Raw genomic sequence first — 17,318 nt, 5'->3', positions numbered from 1 at the left:
ACAATAAACGACTAAAATTATATAATTCTAAAAAATAAAACTTTAGGAGGGAAAAATGAAAAGAATTTTAACATCAGTGGTATTGGCTTCCATTTTGGTATCATCTAGTTTAGCCGCAGATGCAAAAACCGCTCAGGTGAGTAAAAAAGCCGTAATCAAAGCGGAAAAAAAAGCCCAAAACACTGAACTTGCAAATGAAGCGGTAAAAGCTATCCAATATACCCAGGATACATTAATATATATAAGCGGAAAAAATACTAAAAAAGCAAAAGACTCAATAAAAAAAGCTATTGGGGAACTTAGCGATTTATTAAATAGACCTAATACACCTTATCTTTTACCTGTTGATGTTCAAATTAACGCATATCAATATCAAGGAGATGTAAAAGACGTAAAAAAACTTGCAAGTGAAGCAAAAATACTTGTAGCAGAAAATAAATTACCTCAGGCAAGGGAAGTGTTAAATTCTCTGAGAAGCGAAATTGTGATCAAAACAATCAATTTACCTATTGCAACATATCCGGCTGCTCTTAATTTGGCATTAAAATATATAAATGAAGGAAAAGCCAAAGAAGCAAAAGATGTTTTGTCAATGGCACTTTCAACATTGGTAGAAACAGATACCATTATTCCTATCCCGCTTATCAAAGCTCAAGCCCTTGTTAAAAATGCAAGCGAGAGTGTTAAAAAAGACAAAAATCAGGCTTTAAAATATTTGGATGAAGCAAAAAAACAGTTATCTTTAGCTGAAATTTTAGGATATACAAGCACAAGCGATACAACATACAAAATGTTAAAAGAACAAATTACACAGCTTGAAAAAGAGATTAAAAACGGCAATAAAACAGAAAATATATTTAAAAAACTTCTTCAAAAAATCGAAGAATTTAAAGAAAAAGCAGTTAAAACTTTTCACAAATAATTTTCTTTCTCTTTTTTTTTATTTCAATAGTGTCAGACACTAATTATTTATAAATAAAATTTATAATTTTTTGGCGGAAGGGGGAAGGAATCGAACCTTCCGGGCAAACAGTCACCTGCCGCCCCACCGGGTTTGAAGCCCGGGGTGTCCACCGGGATCACATCCCCTCCATCGAAGGGAAAAATTATATCAAAATATTTAAGAAAACGTAAGGCTTCACCGAAGCCCTGTTAAGCGTTATCAGCCAGCTGGAATTTTACCGTTAACCATTCCTACCAAAAAGTCTTTTAAATCGTTAAGTTTATGTTTTTTAACGATTTTTTCAATAGCTTTAGCAGCTTTTTTTTGACCTTTTTTTTCAAGTAGAGAAATTAACGGTTTTGCATTATTTTTAAATAATGCATTAATATCATCAGGTGTTTGAGCACCTATGATTTTAAGGAATTTAGTACCTTTGATATGTGACATTCTTTTCACATATTTTTCGTAATACTTAAATCCTTTGTTGTAATCAGCAAATGCCATTGTTGCTGTGACACTTGCAAGTAGCGCTCCAGCTACCAACATTTTTGCTAAGCGTCTCATGTTTTCTCCTTTTAATTTTATGTGTGCATTCATTAACCTAATGAATACACATTCGGTGTAATTATACAGCCTAAAACTTAAATAAAGCTTAAGATAAGTAAAACTTATCTATGATTATTATATCATAAATTAATTAAAAAAACAATTGAAAAAATATTTTATTTTAATTATTTATACTTATTATTAAAAAACATACCTTGCAAAAAAATTAATTTTTATTTATAATTGCAATGCGCTGTGTGATAAGTAGGGATACGCAAGCCGAACGGACATAGCGTAATAAAATATACAGGAGAAGAAAATGAAAAAAATCACTCTTTTAATGGCAGGATTTTTGGCATTTGCATTTGCAGGTGATTCTACTATGATTCAAGCTTACAGCGTAGTAGCTGCCGTTGTAGGTTTAGGTTTGGCTGCACTTGGTGGTGCTATCGGGATGGGACATACTGCTGCAGCAACAATTGCTGGTACTGCAAGAAATCCTCAGCTTGGCGGTAAATTAATGGGTACAATGTTCATCGCATTAGCGATGATCGAAGCACAAGTTATTTATGCACTTGTACTTGCTTTAATAGCACTTTATGCTAATCCATTCTTAGGATAATCCCTTCTTTTGGGATTTTTCTTTTTAACACAAAAATTTCTCTGACACCTTATTCAATGTAAAATGTATAATTGGAAATAAAAAATAAATGTAAAAACATTTTATTAAAATTTTCTATTTATAATTTTTACTTTTCGTTTTTTAATTTTCCATTATTAATACCAATTATTATAAAAAAATTTACATTTATTTACCATTCACTACTCACTATTCACTCATTATCAAATTGTCAAAATAACCGTAGGGTTGGTATATTTCTCCATTCTCCATTATTTTTTGTTGACATTAAAAATTAATTAAGTTAAAATTCATACCAAAAAAGGGGTTAATTTAATTGAAAATCAAAAATGTAAAATGGAAAATTAATAAAGTAGGATTTTACATTTGATTATTATTTCTACTATTAAACCTTCAAAATACTTCAAAGGACAAAAATGCATAACGATATAATCGGTTATAAATATAATGATAAAATTATTGATATTCAAACAGCTCAGGAAATGGGTATTGAAAATTTAGAACCAATATTTTTTGATAACTCTTCTGAATCACTCGAACTTATAAGACACTCAGCTGCCCACTTAATGGCTCAGGCTATAAAAGAGCTTTATCCCGATGCTAAATTTTATGTGGGGCCTAGCATAGAAAACGGATTTTATTATGATTTAAAAACAGAAGAAAGCATTACCGATAAAGATTTAAAAAATATTGAAAAGAAAATGAAAGCCCTTGCTAAGAAAAAAATTCCTATTGAAAAATATTATATTTCAATGGATGAGGCAAGAAAAAAATTTAAAGATGATGAACTGAAACAGGCGGTTCTGGATATGATCAACGAAGACAAGGTTTCTATTTATAAACAGGGGGATTTTGAAGATCTGTGCCGCGGACCCCACGTGCCAAACACCAAATACCTTCAAAACGTAAAACTTCAAAAAGTTGCAGGTGCCTATTTAGGAGGAGACAGTAAAAACGAGATGCTGACAAGAATTTACGGAACCGCTTTTGCAACAAAAGAAGCATTGCAAGAGTATCTTAAAATGCTTGAAGAGGCAAAAAAAAGAGACCACAGAAAACTCGGAACTGAGCTTGAACTTTGGATGTTTGATGAAGAAATCGGGGCGGGTATGCCTATTTGGCTGCCAAAAGGTACACTTCTAAGGGGAAATCTTGAAAAACTGTTATATTCCGCACATATAAGAAGAAATTACCTGCCCGTAAAAGGTCCCGAACTTCTAAGAAGCCATATGTGGAAAATTTCAGGGCATTATTACAACTACAAGGAAAATATGTATTTTACAGAAATTGAAAACGACGACCCCAACAAACCGGCGGAAGAATACGGTATTAAACCTATGAACTGCTTAAGTCATGTCAAAATTTTCGGGCATAAAGTAAGAAGTTATAAAGAACTGCCTCTTAGATTTTTTGAATTCGGAACAGTCCACAGACACGAAAAATCAGGCGTTTTACACGGACTTTTAAGAGTTAGGGAATTTACCCAGGATGACGCACATATATTCTGCAGGGACGACCAGATAGAAGATGAAGTAATAAAAGTACTCGAATTTGTAGATGCCATAATGCAAAGATTCGGCTTTGAATATGAAATGGAAATTTCTACAAGACCTGAAAAATCAATAGGAAGCGATGAAATCTGGGAAAAAGCAACCAATGCCCTCAAAGGTGCATTAAACAGACTTAACAGAAATTATGGAATAGACGAAGGCGGTGGGGCATTTTACGGTCCGAAAATAGACATAAAAATTACTGATGCAATAGGGAGAAAATGGCAATGCGGAACAATTCAGGTAGATTTTAACCTGCCTGAAAGATTTGACATAAATTATATTGATGAAAACAACACCAAAAAACGCCCGGTAATGATTCACAGGGCGATTATAGGAAGTTTTGAAAGATTTATAGCAATCCTTACAGAACATTATGCAGGCGAATATCCTACTTTTATAGCCCCTGTTAAAGCGATTTTTGTTCCAATTAATGAAAATCATGTAAATTATGCAAAAGAAATTCAAAAAGAACTTCTTAATGACGATATTATTACCGAAATTTATGACAGCAGTGATTCACTCAATAAAAGAATAAGAAATGCTGAAAAACAAAAAGTCGGATATGTAGTAATTATAGGTGATGAAGAGGTGGAAAATGATTTGGTTGCCATAAGAGACAGAAAAAAAAGAGAACAATATAAATTAAGCAAAGGAGAATTTGTAGAAATGATCAAAAAATTATGCGAGGTTAAATTATGAGTAAAGACAAGGTTTTATTGAACGAAGAAGTAGTTGATTTTACAGACAGAGTAAGATTTGTAGACACCCAAGGTGAGCCTAAAATAGTAGATTCAGCCAAAGCGCTTGAAACAGCATATAATAAAGGTCTTGATTTGGTATGCGTAGCCCCAAATGCCAACCCTCCAGTTGCTAAAGCCATGGATTACGGAAAATACAGATACGAACAGGAAAGAAAGAAAAAAGAAGCAAAGAAAAAACAGGTTAAAATTGAAGTCAAAGAAGTAAAATTTACAAGTAAAATTCAAGACAACGATATAAATTATAAAGTTAAACATATAAAAGATTTTCTTGAAAAAGGAAAACATGTAAAACTAAGAGTTTTTTTAAGAGGAAGAGAACTTGCAACACCTGAGAAAGGTTTTGAAGTTATAAACAGGGTTTGGGAAATGATAAAAGATGTGGCTGAAAAACAAAACGAGCCTAAACTTGAAGGAAATTATATAAATTTACTGGTAACCCCTGTAAAAAAATCCAAGAAAAAATAATGTTAAATAATATTCCCTATAAAGAGGCTTTGGAAGTTTCTTTAAAAGAAAGTTTTTTATCAACTTCCAAAAATGTTTTTATAAATGAAGCATTAGGTTATTTTTTAGCCGAAGATGTAAAAGCCGCTAAAAACAACCCTTCATTTGACAACTCCGCCATGGATGGGTTTGGATTTAAGCATTCAGACAAAAAAAAATTTAAAATTATAAAAACTATTTATGCCGGAGATAAATTTGATGATTTTGATATAAAAAACAATGAATGCGTTAAAATTATGACAGGGGCAAAAATCCCAAAAGGTATAGACACTGTAATTCCGATTGAAAACTGCTTAAAAGTTACAGGTGAATATATTGAAATTCCAGAAATAAAAAAAGGCGCCAATGTAAGAAAAAAAGGCGAAGATATCCAAAAATGGGAAATTTTAATAAAAAAAGGCGAAGAAATAACACCTGAGACAATCGCACTGCTTGCAAGCCAGGGAATTACAAATATAAAAGTATATAAAAAACCTTCTATTGCCATACTTTCAAGCGGAAATGAACTGAAAGAGCCTTATGAAAAAGCCGATGAAGATGAAATATATAACATCAATTCTTACTCAATTTATTCACTCTTAAAAAAATACAGTTTTAATGCCGATATTATCGGAATTGTAGCAGATACTTACGAAGAAACATTAAAAGAAATAAAAAATATACTAAATTTTTATGATGTAATCATAACAAGCGGCGGAATAAGTTTCGGGGAAAAAGATTTTATGTTTAATGTTTTTAAAACCTTGGGATTAAAAGAATTTTTTCACGGAATAATGGTAAAACCCGGACGTCCTACCATGATAGGAAAAATAGGTAAAAAATTTATTTTTGCAATGCCCGGAAATCCTTTAAGCAGTTTTTTAAATATGTTTTGCATAGGAATACCAGTTTTAAGAAAAATGAGCGGTGCAGACAAATATTATCATGAGACTTATTTTGCAAAAAACAAAAACGATTTTAAAGTTAATTCAAAAAAAGACCATACGGCACTCGGATTTTATGAAAACGGAGAATGGGAAGTATATAACAGTTATAAATACGGTTCAGGAATGCTAAAACCCCTCCTTAAATCCAATTCGGTTGCAATTATTCAAAAAGGGAATGAAATAATTACAAAAGATACAATTTTAAAAATCATACCTTTTGTAAATCAGTTTAGCAATAAAAACAATATGTTCAATTAATACCTTTTATATAAAAAACATTTTCTTTTACTTCTTCTAAAATTACATTATATTTTTTAGCCCATTTTTCAATAATCTCTTTTGCTTCATTTAATAATTCCCCGCTATTTTCAATTTTGATTTTTAAATGCGGCACAGAATTTGAAAAAGCAATAAAACCGTTTAAATATTTTAATTTATCATTTAAAGAAACCAAATGATTTTTAATTTTCTTAAAATTTGGAGTATTTTCTTTTATTTTTTCCAATTCTTTAATATTATTCTCAGAATATCCAAGCTGTTTTAAAAGTCCTAAATCTTCTATTTTCATAAATCTCCTTTTTAAAAAATTTTAACAAATTTTTCTTTTATTTCTTTTAATTTTTTCAGTGTCGTTTCAATATCCGTATTTAAAATAAAACAATCTGATTCTTTTTTTTTATAAACTTTGTCATAATAATCCACAAGCAATATTTTTGCCACTTTTTCCAAATCACCTTTTTCAAAACTGCTGAATATTTCGTTATAACTTTCATTTGATATATATTTTTTAATTTTATTTAAATTTTCGCTAAAAGCATTTTTATCGATATCTCCGTAATATTTCAAAATTCTTTTAATTCTGTCTTCCAAAGGGGCGTTTATTTCTATTTGAGGGGAAATTTTTATTTTTTTTGTCAAATTCCCGGGAAGCAGTAAATTTCCGAGCCTGGAACTTTCGGCCTCTACAAAAATAGAGTCGTTTTTATCCACTTTTCTTAAGAGAAGGCTGTTTTCCTTTTGAACCGAAAGAACTTCCGTAATGATTGGCCAAACCTTCTAAATCAAGACTCGGGTTTAAATTTTGTAATAATTCACTTTTACCGCACCCACTCGGCCCCCTGAGCACCAAAAAATTATTCGGAATATTTTGTAAATATCCGCTGACATATTTTCTATATGCCTTATAGCCTCTGTTTAATTTGTAAACATCAAATCCGAGCTGTCTTAAAATCACATAAAAAGATTCGGAGCGTTTTCCTCCCCTTGCACAGTAAATCAGAATTTTTTTATTTTCAAATTCATTATTTTCAAGATGCGAAGCAATGTTTTTTAAAATATATATTACACCTTTTTTATTGGCGGCTTTTTTAGAAACCTGTTTATATAAATATCCTATTTCGTGATGCTCTTCATTATTTAATACATATAAATTTATACTTCCCGGAATATGGGATTCCTCAAATTCTCTGGGACTTCTGGTATCTATAATCATATCAAAATCCGTCTTTAAATAATCATTCATATCAATCAACATTTATTATTTCCACCTCCACAGCTTTAAAATTTGGGGTTTTCACCTTATGGTCGTGTTCGTCTCCAAAAAGAAAATTTATCTTATTTTTTGCAAAATGAAATGTTGTAAAAAGGGTATAAGGCCTGAGGGAATTTGTAAATTTTACTTTCAAAGGCCCGCTCTCTCCGTAATGTGATTTTAATTTAACAGTATTGCTTATTTCGTTTTTATGAACAGGATTTACCAATAAAACATCATCATCATATTTTTTAGTTAATTTTTCCGAATATTTGGTTTGTGCGGCGTTATTATACTGCGGGAGTGACCTGCCGGTATTCAGCCACCATCTTTTTTTATTTTCAAGTATATCTTTTACTTCACCCCTCAAGTGATATTTGTGATAATGAAAATGTCCTTTCCCATCAGGCGTGGAAAAAGTTTTTGTATGCAAAATGGGTGAATCTTTTCCGTCTTTTGTTACTGGCCATTGGAGAGGTTTTTTTTCTAATCTTTCATATGTGGCTCCCTCAAATCTTTTGACTTCTTTTTTTACTTCATTAAAAACCTCTTCGCTTGAATTAAAATTAAAACGCTTTCCTAATTTTTCAGATATTGCCTGCAATACTTCCCAGTCATCAGGCATATCTGATTTAATTAAAGGATTTGAAAGGTGAAGCCTTCTTTCCGCATTTATATAAACACCCACTTTTTCATATGCACTTTTTACATCGAATACAATATCGGCCTTTTTTGTTATAACACTCGCCATAACTTCCAAAACTGCCAAAAAGTCCAAATTTTCAAAAGCTTTGTTTATTTTATTCTGATTGGGATGAATATGTAAAATATCTTCCCCCATATTTATTATGGCTTTTATTTTACCTTTTAACATCTCTTCTATTATATCCGGAGTCATATCCCCTATTTTTTCAGGTATTACATAATCAGGACCGTAATAAGGCAGACACCCCACATCGCAGGCACCCTGCACGTTATTCTGACCCCTGAGCGGCAATAACCCGGCACCTATTTTGCCGATATTTCCTGTAAGCATAGCCAAGTTGCTTATGGCGTTAACCGCCTCAGTCCCGTCAATATGCTCCGTTACCCCGAGTCCCCATGTAAAAATTGTTTTTTTGGTTATCAGTTTCGCAATTTCTTCGATTTGCTCTTTTACCTGCTCAAACCCTTTTAATTTTTTGAAAAAATGTTTATCATATTTATCATGAAATAAAAGCTCTTTATATCCTTCGAATTTAGCACATCTTTTTTTTATAAAATCAATATCAGTTAAATTGTTTTCAATCAGTTCTTTTGCAATTGCATTTAAAAATAAAAGATTACTTTCAAGCGGCAAAATAACTTTAACATCGGCAAATTTCATAATAGGAATTTCCCTAACATCAACAACTATTATTTTAGCGCCTCTTTTTTTGGCTTTTATTATCCTGCTTGCAACCATGGGATGGGCAACTGTGGTATTGCTTCCGATTATAAAAACGGCTTCAGCGTCAAAAATTGCATCATAATCCACACTGCTCGCCCCCTCCCCTATACTCATTTTAAGTCCGCTGAGGCTTGGAGCGTGGCAAACCCTTGCACAGTTATCGATATGAGGGGTTTTTATAACTTCCCTTGCAAACTTTTGAAACATCCAGGCACTTTCAACGCTTGTTCTGGCCCCACCTATACAGGCAATTGAATGGAAAGAAAAATTACTTATAATCTCTTTTAATTTCCAGGCGGTTATGTCAACAGCCAGACTAAAAGGGGATTCATAAAAATTTTCATCAAATTCTTTCAAATTTGCAAGCCTAACCTGAAGTTCAAACGGCATATTATTAGCATTTTTTTCAATAAATTTGTAACTTATCAGATGTTTGTTAAGTCTCTTGTTTAAAAATTCAAATCCGTATTTTCCTTTTATACAGAGCTCGCCGCCGCTTGAAATTCCGTCTTTAACAGGAGTTATTTTTACTATTTTATTATCCTGAATTTTGGCATCTATTTCACACCCTACACCGCAATATGTGCAAACAGATTTCATTAAAAGCCTTTTTTGGATTTAATATATCTTATTTTGGAGATTTTTGCAAGAAAAACACAAAATCAATTATTAAGTATATAGTGCCAGACACTATAAAATAAACATTTTACATTTTACATTGAATTGGTGGCTCCGGCGAGAGGACTCGAACCTCTGACCCGACGGTTAACAGCCGTCTGCTCTACCGACTGAGCTACGCCGGAATATTTGTGGATTGAAATTATACATAAAAAATTTTTTTAATGCAAGTTAATTTGCAAATTTTTGCAAAATTTTATCCTGAATATTTAAAGGCAGCAGATTAAACATTTTCAAAATATAATAAAATCTTTTTGGAAAGGCATACTCTTTTTTTTCTTTTTCAATTGCATCAATAATTCTTTTAGCACCTTCGTTTAAATCCATTAAAAATGGCATATAAAAATCGTTTTTTGCGGTTAAATCTGTTTTAATGAATCCAGGCATTATATTTATAACTTTTATATTATATTTTGCTAACATATTTCTAAGACTCTGGGCATATGAATTAAGAGCCCTTTTTGATGCTGAATAAGGAAGAGAGGTTGGAGATGCAATAATTGATGCAAGAGAAGAAATAAATACAATTTTCCCTCTTTTTCTTTTTTGCATATCTGGCACTATGTTTTCTAAAAGTGCGTGAATGCTTAAAAAATTTATTTGAAAAAGTTTTTCAAACTCCTCATACGGAGTAAAATCTGGAGCATGTGGAAGTGAAATTCCGGCATTGCAAATAACTAAATCAATTTCATCAAATCTAAGTTTTCTAACTTCATTAATATTGCTTAAATCACAGACTATAGGAATTATATTTTCATTTTCTTTTTTTAGTTCATTTAACTTTTTTTCATCTCTTGCAATGGCAAAAACTTTATTCTTTTTTGCGTAATATCTGGCAAGTTCCCTGCCTATTCCCCTGCTCGCACCTGTTATAATTACATTCAAAAAGGCTCCTTTATGTTTGTTGTTTCAAAGCTGTTTACTTATCTTTTCCTGCCGCCGGGAATTTTTATAATTATACTGATATTTGCCGGTATTTTTGCTAAAAAATTATAAATCGATATATTAAAAGCATATCCCGATGCATTTAAAGATGATGGAAAATTTAAAAAAATATGTAAAAGAAATTCACTTGATACCTATGAAAATGCAAAATTTACTTCAAAAGTTTTTAAAAAATTACATCTAAAAAAAGAGATATTTTTAGTAACAAGTGCATTTCATATGAAAAGGGCTATAAAACTTTTTAAACATTTCGGATTTAAAATCATTCCAAAACCTGTGGGATTTTATTACAAACCTTATTATACAGTATGGGATATATTTCCAAAGGAAGATGCTTTTCATAAAAGTTATAAAGCAATTCATGAATATTTTGGACTTTTGAGTCTTACATTACGAGGAATTATATAAATATAAATGTAATGCACAAAAACAAAAAAGTAGTTAAAAGAATTAAAAATGCAACTTTTCTCGGATATAAATCAAAAAGACTTGCCAAATTTACATTTGTAATTGCCAAAGGTGTCATTACTTCCAATAAAATTGTTTTAAAAAAAATTTCGTTAAATCCAAAAATTTTTAAAATCAAAAAAGCGACAAAAGGGAAAACCACAAATTTATTAAAACTTGTTAAAAAAGCCAGTTTAAAACTGACCTCTTTTATTTTTATTTCAGCTATATAAATGCCAAAAATCAGTAATTGGGTAACTATGGAGGCAAAAGCACCCATTTGAAGTATTTTCATTGTTTCTTTATCGAATTTGACGTCAAAAAGGTTAAGCGATATTGCCAAAATCCCTATCCATATAACAGGAATTTTTATAATTTTTTTGAAAGCGTTTTTAAAATCAAATTTTGAGCTTGCATAAAAAAATATACCGAATGTATAAATAAAAAATATATTTGCAAGATTAATCAAAGTTGCGACACTTGCACCGATTTCTCCAAAAAGTGCATAACTAAGAGGAATCCCCAAATTTCCTGTATTTCCGATTAAAGGAGTTAGAGTTGATATTATTTTTTCTTTTCTCTCAAGCCCTCTTGAAAAAGAATATGTAAAAATCAGCGCTGTAAAAACAGCCATCAGATAAATCAACGGTGCCAAAACAAGCTCTTTATTTAAAGGAATAAGCATTATGCCCCAAAGGGTAAGAAAAGGCTGGAGAAAATAGGTCGAAAGAATAACCAGGGTTTTTACCTCAATTTCTTTAAAACTTTTTTTAGACAAAAACCCCAGTAAAATAAATAGATATATTCCTAAAACAGTTTTCATTCAGCAATAAATTCTATAATTTTTTCTTTAATTTCTTTTTTATCGATTACAGTTTCTTTAATCTCTTTTTCAAAAAGCTCTCTGATTATTTCAGGGGCTGTTACATCTAAGCTGGCTTCAATATATGCAATTGCATCTTTATCGGAAATTGTTCTCTCTTCCAACTCGGCTATTTCCCTTTCAACATCCTCGCCTGTCAGGGCTTTATATATGCTTGGAGCGAATTTTGTCCATTCGGCTGTGGAATAAGCTACAACTTTATTATTAATCAAACTTTTGTTTTTTAAATATTCATAAGCCTTAACGGCTGTAGCGGTGTGTGGGTCCATTAAATAATTGTTTTTTGTATATTTGTTAATAATTTCTTCGCATTCTCCATCAGTTGCAAAATCAGCAATAAAATCTTCTTTTATTTTTTCGTGTTCTTTAAGAGTTAATTCAAAATACCCTTCTTTTTCAAGATTTTCCATCAATTCTATACATCTTTTTTCTCCAAATTTGTCGAATAAAAGTCTTTCGACATTTGATGATTTTAAAATATCCATGGCAGGTGATATTGTTTTAATTAAATTTTTATCTCTCAAATCATATTTTCCGTATGTGACAAATTCATATAAAACATTGTTTTTATTGCTTGCAATTACAATTTTTTCAATAGGCAAGCCCATTTTTTTAGCATAATATGCCCCGAGTGCGTTTCCGAAATTTCCGCTTGGAATAATAACATCTATTTTATCATTCATTTCTATTTCCATTCTTTCAACGAGTTTCAGATACGCCCAGAAATGATAAACTGTCTGAAAAATAATTCTTCCGAAATTTACACTGTTTGCAGCTGAAAGTTTAATATCGTTTGCTTTTAAAGTTTTTCTAAATTCTTTGTCTTTTAATAAATTTTTAAGTGCCGTTTGTGCATCGTCAAAATTACCCATGATTCCAAGGACTTTTTCATTTTCAGCATCAGTTGTGACCATTTGCAGTTTTTGAACTTCGCTTGTTCCTTTATAAGGATAAAGGCATACCACTTTTATATTTTCTCTGTTTTCAAATGTTTTAAGGGTCGCAGGCCCGGTATCCCCGCTTGTTGCAGCCAAAATTAAATAATTTTCTTCTCTTTTTTTGGCAAGATTTGAGAATATCACTCCAAATGGCTGAAGCGCCATATCCTTAAATGCACGGGTAGGACCGTGCCACAGCTCACCTATAAAAAGATCCTCGTTTATTCTTACCACAGGCACGACTTCTTCATCGTCAAAATTTCTTAAATATGTAAACAGTGCTTTTTCTATTAATTTATTATCAATATCAACTTTAAATTGTTTTAAAATTCCTCTTGCTATATGTGTATAAGGTTTGTCTCCTTGCACATCATAATATTTTAAAAGCCATTTTTCATTAATTTTAGGCAGTTTTTTAGGAACATACAACCCTCCGTTCGGTGCGGCAGGGTCCAAGATAACTTCGCTGAATGTTTTTTCTTTATCTGTCCCACGGGTTCCTATAAATTTCATATCGCTCCTTTAATATTTCTAATTTTCAATTCACAACTTCAAAATCAACATTCAAAATTCATCATTCAAAACTCATAATTCATAATTCAACATTCATAATTATTAACTCACCACCCCGCCGCTTTGCAAGCGGCCGGGCAAGCTCACCACTTATTACATATACATTCCGCCGTTTACTTTAAGGGTTTCCCCTGTTATATAACTTGCCCCGTCACTAAGTAAAAATGCAACCGCATTTGCCACCTCAGCGGGCTTTGCCATTCTTTTTAGAGGGATTTTATTTAAAATTTCTTCTTTTACCTTCCCTGGAAGTTTTTCTGTCATATCGGTTTTTATAAATCCGGGCGTAACAGAATTAAATCTTATGCTTCTGGCTGCCCCTTCAAGCGCAAATGTCTTGGTCATGGAAATAATTCCGCCCTTGCTTGCAACATAATTGACCTGGCCCGCATTACCAGACTCGGCAACAACGCTTGCAACATTTACAACAGCCCCGAATCTTTTTTTACCCATTACTTTAAGTGCTTCCCTGCATCCTATAAAGGTGGAAACCAAATTGGCATCAATTACTTTTTTAAAATCATCAACACTCATTCTCATTGCAAGCTTGTCGTTTGTAATTCCCGCATTGTTTACTAAATAACTGAGTTCGCCGTCACTCTCAATTATAGTTTTTATTCCTTCAATAAAAGCTTTCTCATCACTTACATCAAACCCGATCACTCCTGCAATTCCTCCGTCGGATTCAATTTCTTCTTTTAACTTATCGGCTAAGTTTGCAGAGCTTTTGTAATTTATCCAGACTTTCAAGCCCTTTTTGGCTAAAACTCTTGCAATTTCAGCACCAATTCCCCTGCTGGCTCCGGTTATTAATACATTTTTACCGCTAAAAGTCATTTTAACCCTTTTTTTGATACAATTTTACCTAAAAAAGGGATTTTATGCTATATTTTTTATATGAGCATTTTCATATACACCTTTTTCATTATCTTTCATTCAGGGCAATATTTGCTTTTTTTACAGCTTTTTTTCTGGCAATATTAACATATCCCACATTTATAAAATGGGCAAAAAACAAAGCGACCCAGCCTATTTACGAACTCGCCCCCCAAACCCATAAAAGCAAATCATCAACCCCTACAATGGGAGGGGTTGTTTTTATGATTTCATCCTTAATAGCCGTTCTTTTAAGCGCCAAACTCAATAATTTTGTTTTGATTACAATTTTTACGGCCGTTTTTTTTATGATTATAGGAATAATAGACGACTGGGGCAAAATAAAAGCTTCATCCAATCACGCAGGCCTCACACCGAAACAAAAATTTATTCTTCAATGGATAGGCGGGTTTATAGTTGCCTTTTTATTATATAAAAACGGATTTGACACAAAACTTTATATTCCTTTTTATAAACATCCTCTTTTTGATATGGGAATTTTTTCTATAATTTTTTGGGCATTTGTAATTGTGGGAATGAGTAATGCGGTAAACCTTACAGACGGACTTGACGGACTTGCCACCATACCGAGCATATTTGCCCTGCTTACACTCGCTATTTTTGCGTATATTTTAGGAAATGCGATTTATTCTCATTATCTTTTTTATCCTTTTGAAAAAGGTGTGGGAGAACTCAGCATAATAGCATTTGGTTTAATAGGCTCGCTTCTTGGATTTTTGTGGTACAATGCAAATCCTGCAGAAGTTTTTATGGGTGACAGCGGCAGTTTAAGCCTTGGAGCCATTATAGGAATATTGAGTATTTTTACAAAAAACGAAATACTTCTTATTTTTATAGGATTTGTTTTTATAATGGAAACGGTATCGGTAATTTTGCAGGTCGGAAGCTATAAAACAAGAAAAAAAAGAATTTTTAAAATGGCCCCCATTCATCATCATTTTGAAAAATCAGGGTGGATGGAAAATAAAATCACCATACGCTTTTGGATAATTGCACTTATCACAAATATTATTGCTATACTTTCAATAAAGATAAGGTGAAAAATAGTGAGTAGTGAGTGGTGAATGGCAAATTACAAGTAAAGGAAAAATATGGAAGAGAAGTTAAAAGCCGAGCTTAAAATTTATAAATTAAAAGCATTAAAAGAAAAAATTGTTTTAATAGGAGTTATTTTAATATTACTTGCGGAAGTTTTTATTTTGTTTTTATTTTTTAAAAAAAGTTTTTCGTTTAATAAACCTGTTACAAAACCGTATGTGGCAGAAATTAATATAAATAAAACCATAACAATAAAATATATAAATTCTTTGATGGACAAAATAAACAGACTTAAAAAAGACAAAAACTTAAAAGCCTTTTTATTTATATTTAATACTCCCGGCGGAAGTCCGAGCGGAAGCGATGAATTTAACGCATATCTCAAAGTTTACGCATATGTCGAAAGTATGGCGGCAAGCGGGGGATATTATATTATAAGCGCAGTTAAACCGATTGTTGCAAACAAAAACGCAATTGTTGGAAGTATAGGCGTTATTATGCCGCATTACGTAATAGCAAAACTTGCTAAAAAATTAGGTATAGAAGAAGACACTATTACAGTCGGAAAATACAAAGAACCTATAAGCTGGTTTAAAAAAGCAACACCTGAGCAAAAAAAATATCTTTTAAAGCATCTTTTACTTCCCACATACAATAATTTTCTTGACACAGTGGCAAAAGACAGAAATATTTCAATTGATAAGCTCAAAAAATATGCAGACGGAAAAATATATATAGCAAGCAGTGTAAAAGGAATTTTGGTTGATCAAACTTCAAGCCTTACGGCATTTAAAGAAAAAATTAAAAAAGAACTTAATACTGATTTGGATAATCTGCTAAAAGGATATCTTAATAAATGAAATCTCTGTTTGGATACGGATTAACCACAAAATCCATTGCAAAAAGCGGGGGCTGGGAAATATATGACGACAGATTTAAAAAAATAGAGTTTGACAAATACGGCAATATTCTTTTGCCCCCTTTTCTTTTTAAAGCGGAAAAAAGCCCTCTTGAAATAACGTCCCCCGGTATTCCTCCTTATAATTCATTAATAAAAAAAGCCAAAAATTTAATTAGTGAATTTGATTATTTTAATGAAGCTCCTTTTCAGATATGGGTAACAGGCACAAACGGAAAAACAACAACTACCGAAATGATACATTTTCTATTACAAAATTCTGATATTGGGGGAAATATAGGTATTCCACTTGCTAATATGGACAAAAACAAACAATTCTGGGTGATAGAAGCCAGCAGTTTTCAGCTCCATTATACAAAATATGCGAAACCGAATATTTTTATTATTTTACCTATAAAAGAAGACCATATTTCATGGCACGGAAGTTTTGAAAATTATGTAAAAGCAAAACTGTCCCCGCTAAAAAGAATGAGTGAAAGAGACGTGGTAATAATGCCAAAAAAATTTGAAAGTAAAACGAAAGCTTTTAAAATCCTTTACGAAAATGAAGAGGATTTAATAAATTATTTCGGATTTAGTGAATTTGAGTTTAAACCTCCGTTTTTACTTGATGAAATATTGGCAAAAGCGGTTTATTATATTTTGTATTTCAAAGAAAAAAGTTTAAAAAATTTCAAAATAGAACCGCATAAATTAGAAGAAATAAAAGATTCATATGGAAGAATCTGGATTGATGATTCAAAAGCCACCAACGTTGATGCAACATTAAATGCACTGAAAAGATATAAAGACAAAAAAATATATCTGATAATTGGAGGGGATGATAAAGGACAAAATTTCGAAGAACTATTTAAATATATGCGAAAACTTGATATTGAACTTTTTATAATAGGGGAAAAAAGAGATTTATTTATTAATTTAGCAAAAAAACATCAAATACCTTTTAATGACTCTGAAACTATAGAAAATGCTATAAATTTAATTGACAAAAAACATAATCAAGAATCAATAGCCCTGCTTAGTCCTGCATGTGCAAGTTTCGACCAGTTTAAAAGTTATAAAGACAGAGGAGAGATTTTTAAAAACTTAATTATGAATTTTAAATTATAAATGTTGAATTTAAGATTAAATTAAGTTTAATTACATATAATTTCATTTATTATATAT

Annotated in this window: 18 protein-coding genes and 2 tRNA genes; 9 read left to right on the top strand and 11 right to left on the bottom strand. The window is 31.5% G+C overall.

Going from position 1 to position 17,318, the window contains the following annotated elements; all coding sequences use genetic code 11:
* The first annotated feature begins 55 nt into the window (after positions 1-55).
* On the top strand, positions 56-922 hold the full coding sequence (locus DZ65_RS0106110; protein ID WP_024787767.1) for a YfdX family protein: 867 nt from the start codon (positions 56-58) through the stop codon (positions 920-922).
* 71 nt (positions 923-993) lie between these two features.
* Here the strand turns inward: DZ65_RS0106110 and DZ65_RS0106105 are convergent.
* Both DZ65_RS0106105 and DZ65_RS0106100 read right to left on the bottom strand, forming a co-directional pair.
* Positions 994-1,092 (bottom strand) — tRNA-Sec (locus DZ65_RS0106105).
* A 70-nt stretch (positions 1,093-1,162) separates the two neighbouring features.
* Complete coding sequence (locus tag DZ65_RS0106100) at positions 1,163-1,507, bottom strand: hypothetical protein (protein WP_024787766.1); 345 nt, start codon at positions 1,505-1,507, stop codon at positions 1,163-1,165.
* 301 nt (positions 1,508-1,808) lie between these two features.
* On the opposite strand from DZ65_RS0106100, the gene DZ65_RS0106095 reads away from it, so the two are divergent.
* From DZ65_RS0106095 to DZ65_RS0106080, 4 genes are all read left to right on the top strand, one after another.
* Positions 1,809-2,111, top strand: coding sequence for a F0F1 ATP synthase subunit C (locus DZ65_RS0106095; RefSeq protein ID WP_024787765.1), 303 nt, complete (start codon positions 1,809-1,811; stop codon positions 2,109-2,111).
* 434 nt (positions 2,112-2,545) lie between these two features.
* On the top strand, positions 2,546-4,381 hold the full coding sequence (gene thrS, locus DZ65_RS0106090) for a threonine--tRNA ligase (RefSeq protein ID WP_024787764.1): 1,836 nt from the start codon (positions 2,546-2,548) through the stop codon (positions 4,379-4,381).
* Positions 4,378-4,908: a translation initiation factor IF-3 gene (gene infC / locus DZ65_RS0106085; protein WP_024789897.1), complete on the top strand. Its 531-nt coding sequence runs from the start codon at positions 4,378-4,380 to the stop codon at positions 4,906-4,908. Before thrS ends, infC begins: the two co-directional genes overlap by 4 nt.
* Positions 4,908-6,131, top strand: a complete 1,224-nt coding sequence (locus DZ65_RS0106080) for a molybdopterin molybdotransferase MoeA (protein ID WP_024787762.1) — start codon at positions 4,908-4,910, stop codon at positions 6,129-6,131. Before infC ends, DZ65_RS0106080 begins: the two co-directional genes overlap by 1 nt.
* Here DZ65_RS0106080 and DZ65_RS0106075 read toward each other — a convergent pair.
* The 6 genes from DZ65_RS0106075 to DZ65_RS0106055 form a co-directional block, all read right to left on the bottom strand.
* A complete protein-coding gene (locus tag DZ65_RS0106075; RefSeq protein WP_024789895.1) occupies positions 6,124-6,441 on the bottom strand; it encodes a hypothetical protein in 318 nt (105 codons plus the stop codon). The two genes, DZ65_RS0106080 and DZ65_RS0106075, sit on opposite strands and share 8 nt — an antisense overlap.
* Before the next feature lie 11 nt (positions 6,442-6,452).
* The gene (locus tag DZ65_RS10400; RefSeq protein ID WP_051433541.1) at positions 6,453-6,863 is read right to left on the bottom strand and encodes a hypothetical protein; all 411 of its coding nucleotides are present in this window, start codon (positions 6,861-6,863) and stop codon (positions 6,453-6,455) included.
* Entirely contained in the window at positions 6,856-7,407 is a 552-nt protein-coding gene (locus tag DZ65_RS10395) for a rhodanese-like domain-containing protein (RefSeq protein WP_051433540.1), read from the bottom strand. The genes DZ65_RS10400 and DZ65_RS10395 overlap by 8 nt, the downstream gene beginning before the upstream one ends.
* Positions 7,397-9,433 carry a molybdopterin oxidoreductase family protein gene (locus DZ65_RS0106065; RefSeq protein WP_035908179.1) on the bottom strand — a complete coding sequence of 679 codons (2,037 nt, stop codon included), beginning with the start codon at positions 9,431-9,433 and terminating at the stop codon, positions 7,397-7,399. Before DZ65_RS0106065 ends, DZ65_RS10395 begins: the two co-directional genes overlap by 11 nt.
* 127 nt (positions 9,434-9,560) lie before the next feature.
* Positions 9,561-9,636, bottom strand: a tRNA-Asn gene (locus DZ65_RS0106060).
* Positions 9,637-9,682: 46 nt separating this feature from the next.
* Positions 9,683-10,396, bottom strand: a complete 714-nt coding sequence (locus tag DZ65_RS0106055; protein WP_024791352.1) for an SDR family oxidoreductase — start codon at positions 10,394-10,396, stop codon at positions 9,683-9,685.
* 111 nt (positions 10,397-10,507) lie between these two features.
* Between DZ65_RS0106055 and DZ65_RS10575 the strand changes: the two genes are divergently transcribed.
* Complete coding sequence (locus DZ65_RS10575) at positions 10,508-10,864, top strand: YdcF family protein (protein WP_369792331.1); 357 nt, start codon at positions 10,508-10,510, stop codon at positions 10,862-10,864.
* On the opposite strand, the gene DZ65_RS0106040 is transcribed toward DZ65_RS10575, so the two are convergent.
* The 3 genes from DZ65_RS0106040 to fabG all read right to left on the bottom strand — a co-directional run bounded on the left by DZ65_RS0106040 (position 10,857) and on the right by fabG (position 14,134).
* Entirely contained in the window at positions 10,857-11,726 is an 870-nt protein-coding gene (locus DZ65_RS0106040) for an AEC family transporter (RefSeq protein ID WP_024791350.1), read from the bottom strand. The two genes, DZ65_RS10575 and DZ65_RS0106040, sit on opposite strands and share 8 nt — an antisense overlap.
* Entirely contained in the window at positions 11,723-13,237 is a 1,515-nt protein-coding gene (thrC, locus tag DZ65_RS0106035) for a threonine synthase (protein WP_024791349.1), read from the bottom strand. The genes DZ65_RS0106040 and thrC overlap by 4 nt, the downstream gene beginning before the upstream one ends.
* A 153-nt stretch (positions 13,238-13,390) precedes the next feature.
* Positions 13,391-14,134, bottom strand: coding sequence for a 3-oxoacyl-ACP reductase FabG (fabG, locus tag DZ65_RS0106030; RefSeq protein ID WP_024787755.1), 744 nt, complete (start codon positions 14,132-14,134; stop codon positions 13,391-13,393).
* A gap of 44 nt (positions 14,135-14,178) precedes the next feature.
* Between fabG and mraY the strand changes: the two genes are divergently transcribed.
* The 3 genes from mraY to murD are packed head-to-tail and all read left to right on the top strand — an operon-like array spanning position 14,179 to position 17,261.
* Positions 14,179-15,234 carry a phospho-N-acetylmuramoyl-pentapeptide-transferase gene (gene mraY / locus DZ65_RS0106025; RefSeq protein WP_024791348.1) on the top strand — a complete coding sequence of 352 codons (1,056 nt, stop codon included), beginning with the start codon at positions 14,179-14,181 and terminating at the stop codon, positions 15,232-15,234.
* Between the two features lie 51 nt (positions 15,235-15,285).
* On the top strand, positions 15,286-16,092 hold the full coding sequence (gene sppA, locus DZ65_RS0106020) for a signal peptide peptidase SppA (protein ID WP_024791347.1): 807 nt from the start codon (positions 15,286-15,288) through the stop codon (positions 16,090-16,092).
* Positions 16,089-17,261, top strand: a complete 1,173-nt coding sequence (gene murD / locus DZ65_RS0106015; protein WP_024791346.1) for a UDP-N-acetylmuramoyl-L-alanine--D-glutamate ligase — start codon at positions 16,089-16,091, stop codon at positions 17,259-17,261. The genes sppA and murD overlap by 4 nt, the downstream gene beginning before the upstream one ends.
* Positions 17,262-17,318 lie beyond the last annotated feature (57 nt).

It is taken from the genome of Lebetimonas sp. JS032, from assembly GCF_000523315.1.
Classification (GTDB): domain Bacteria; phylum Campylobacterota; class Campylobacteria; order Campylobacterales; family Nautiliaceae; genus Lebetimonas.
This window is presented reverse-complemented; position numbering and strand designations above follow the sequence as displayed.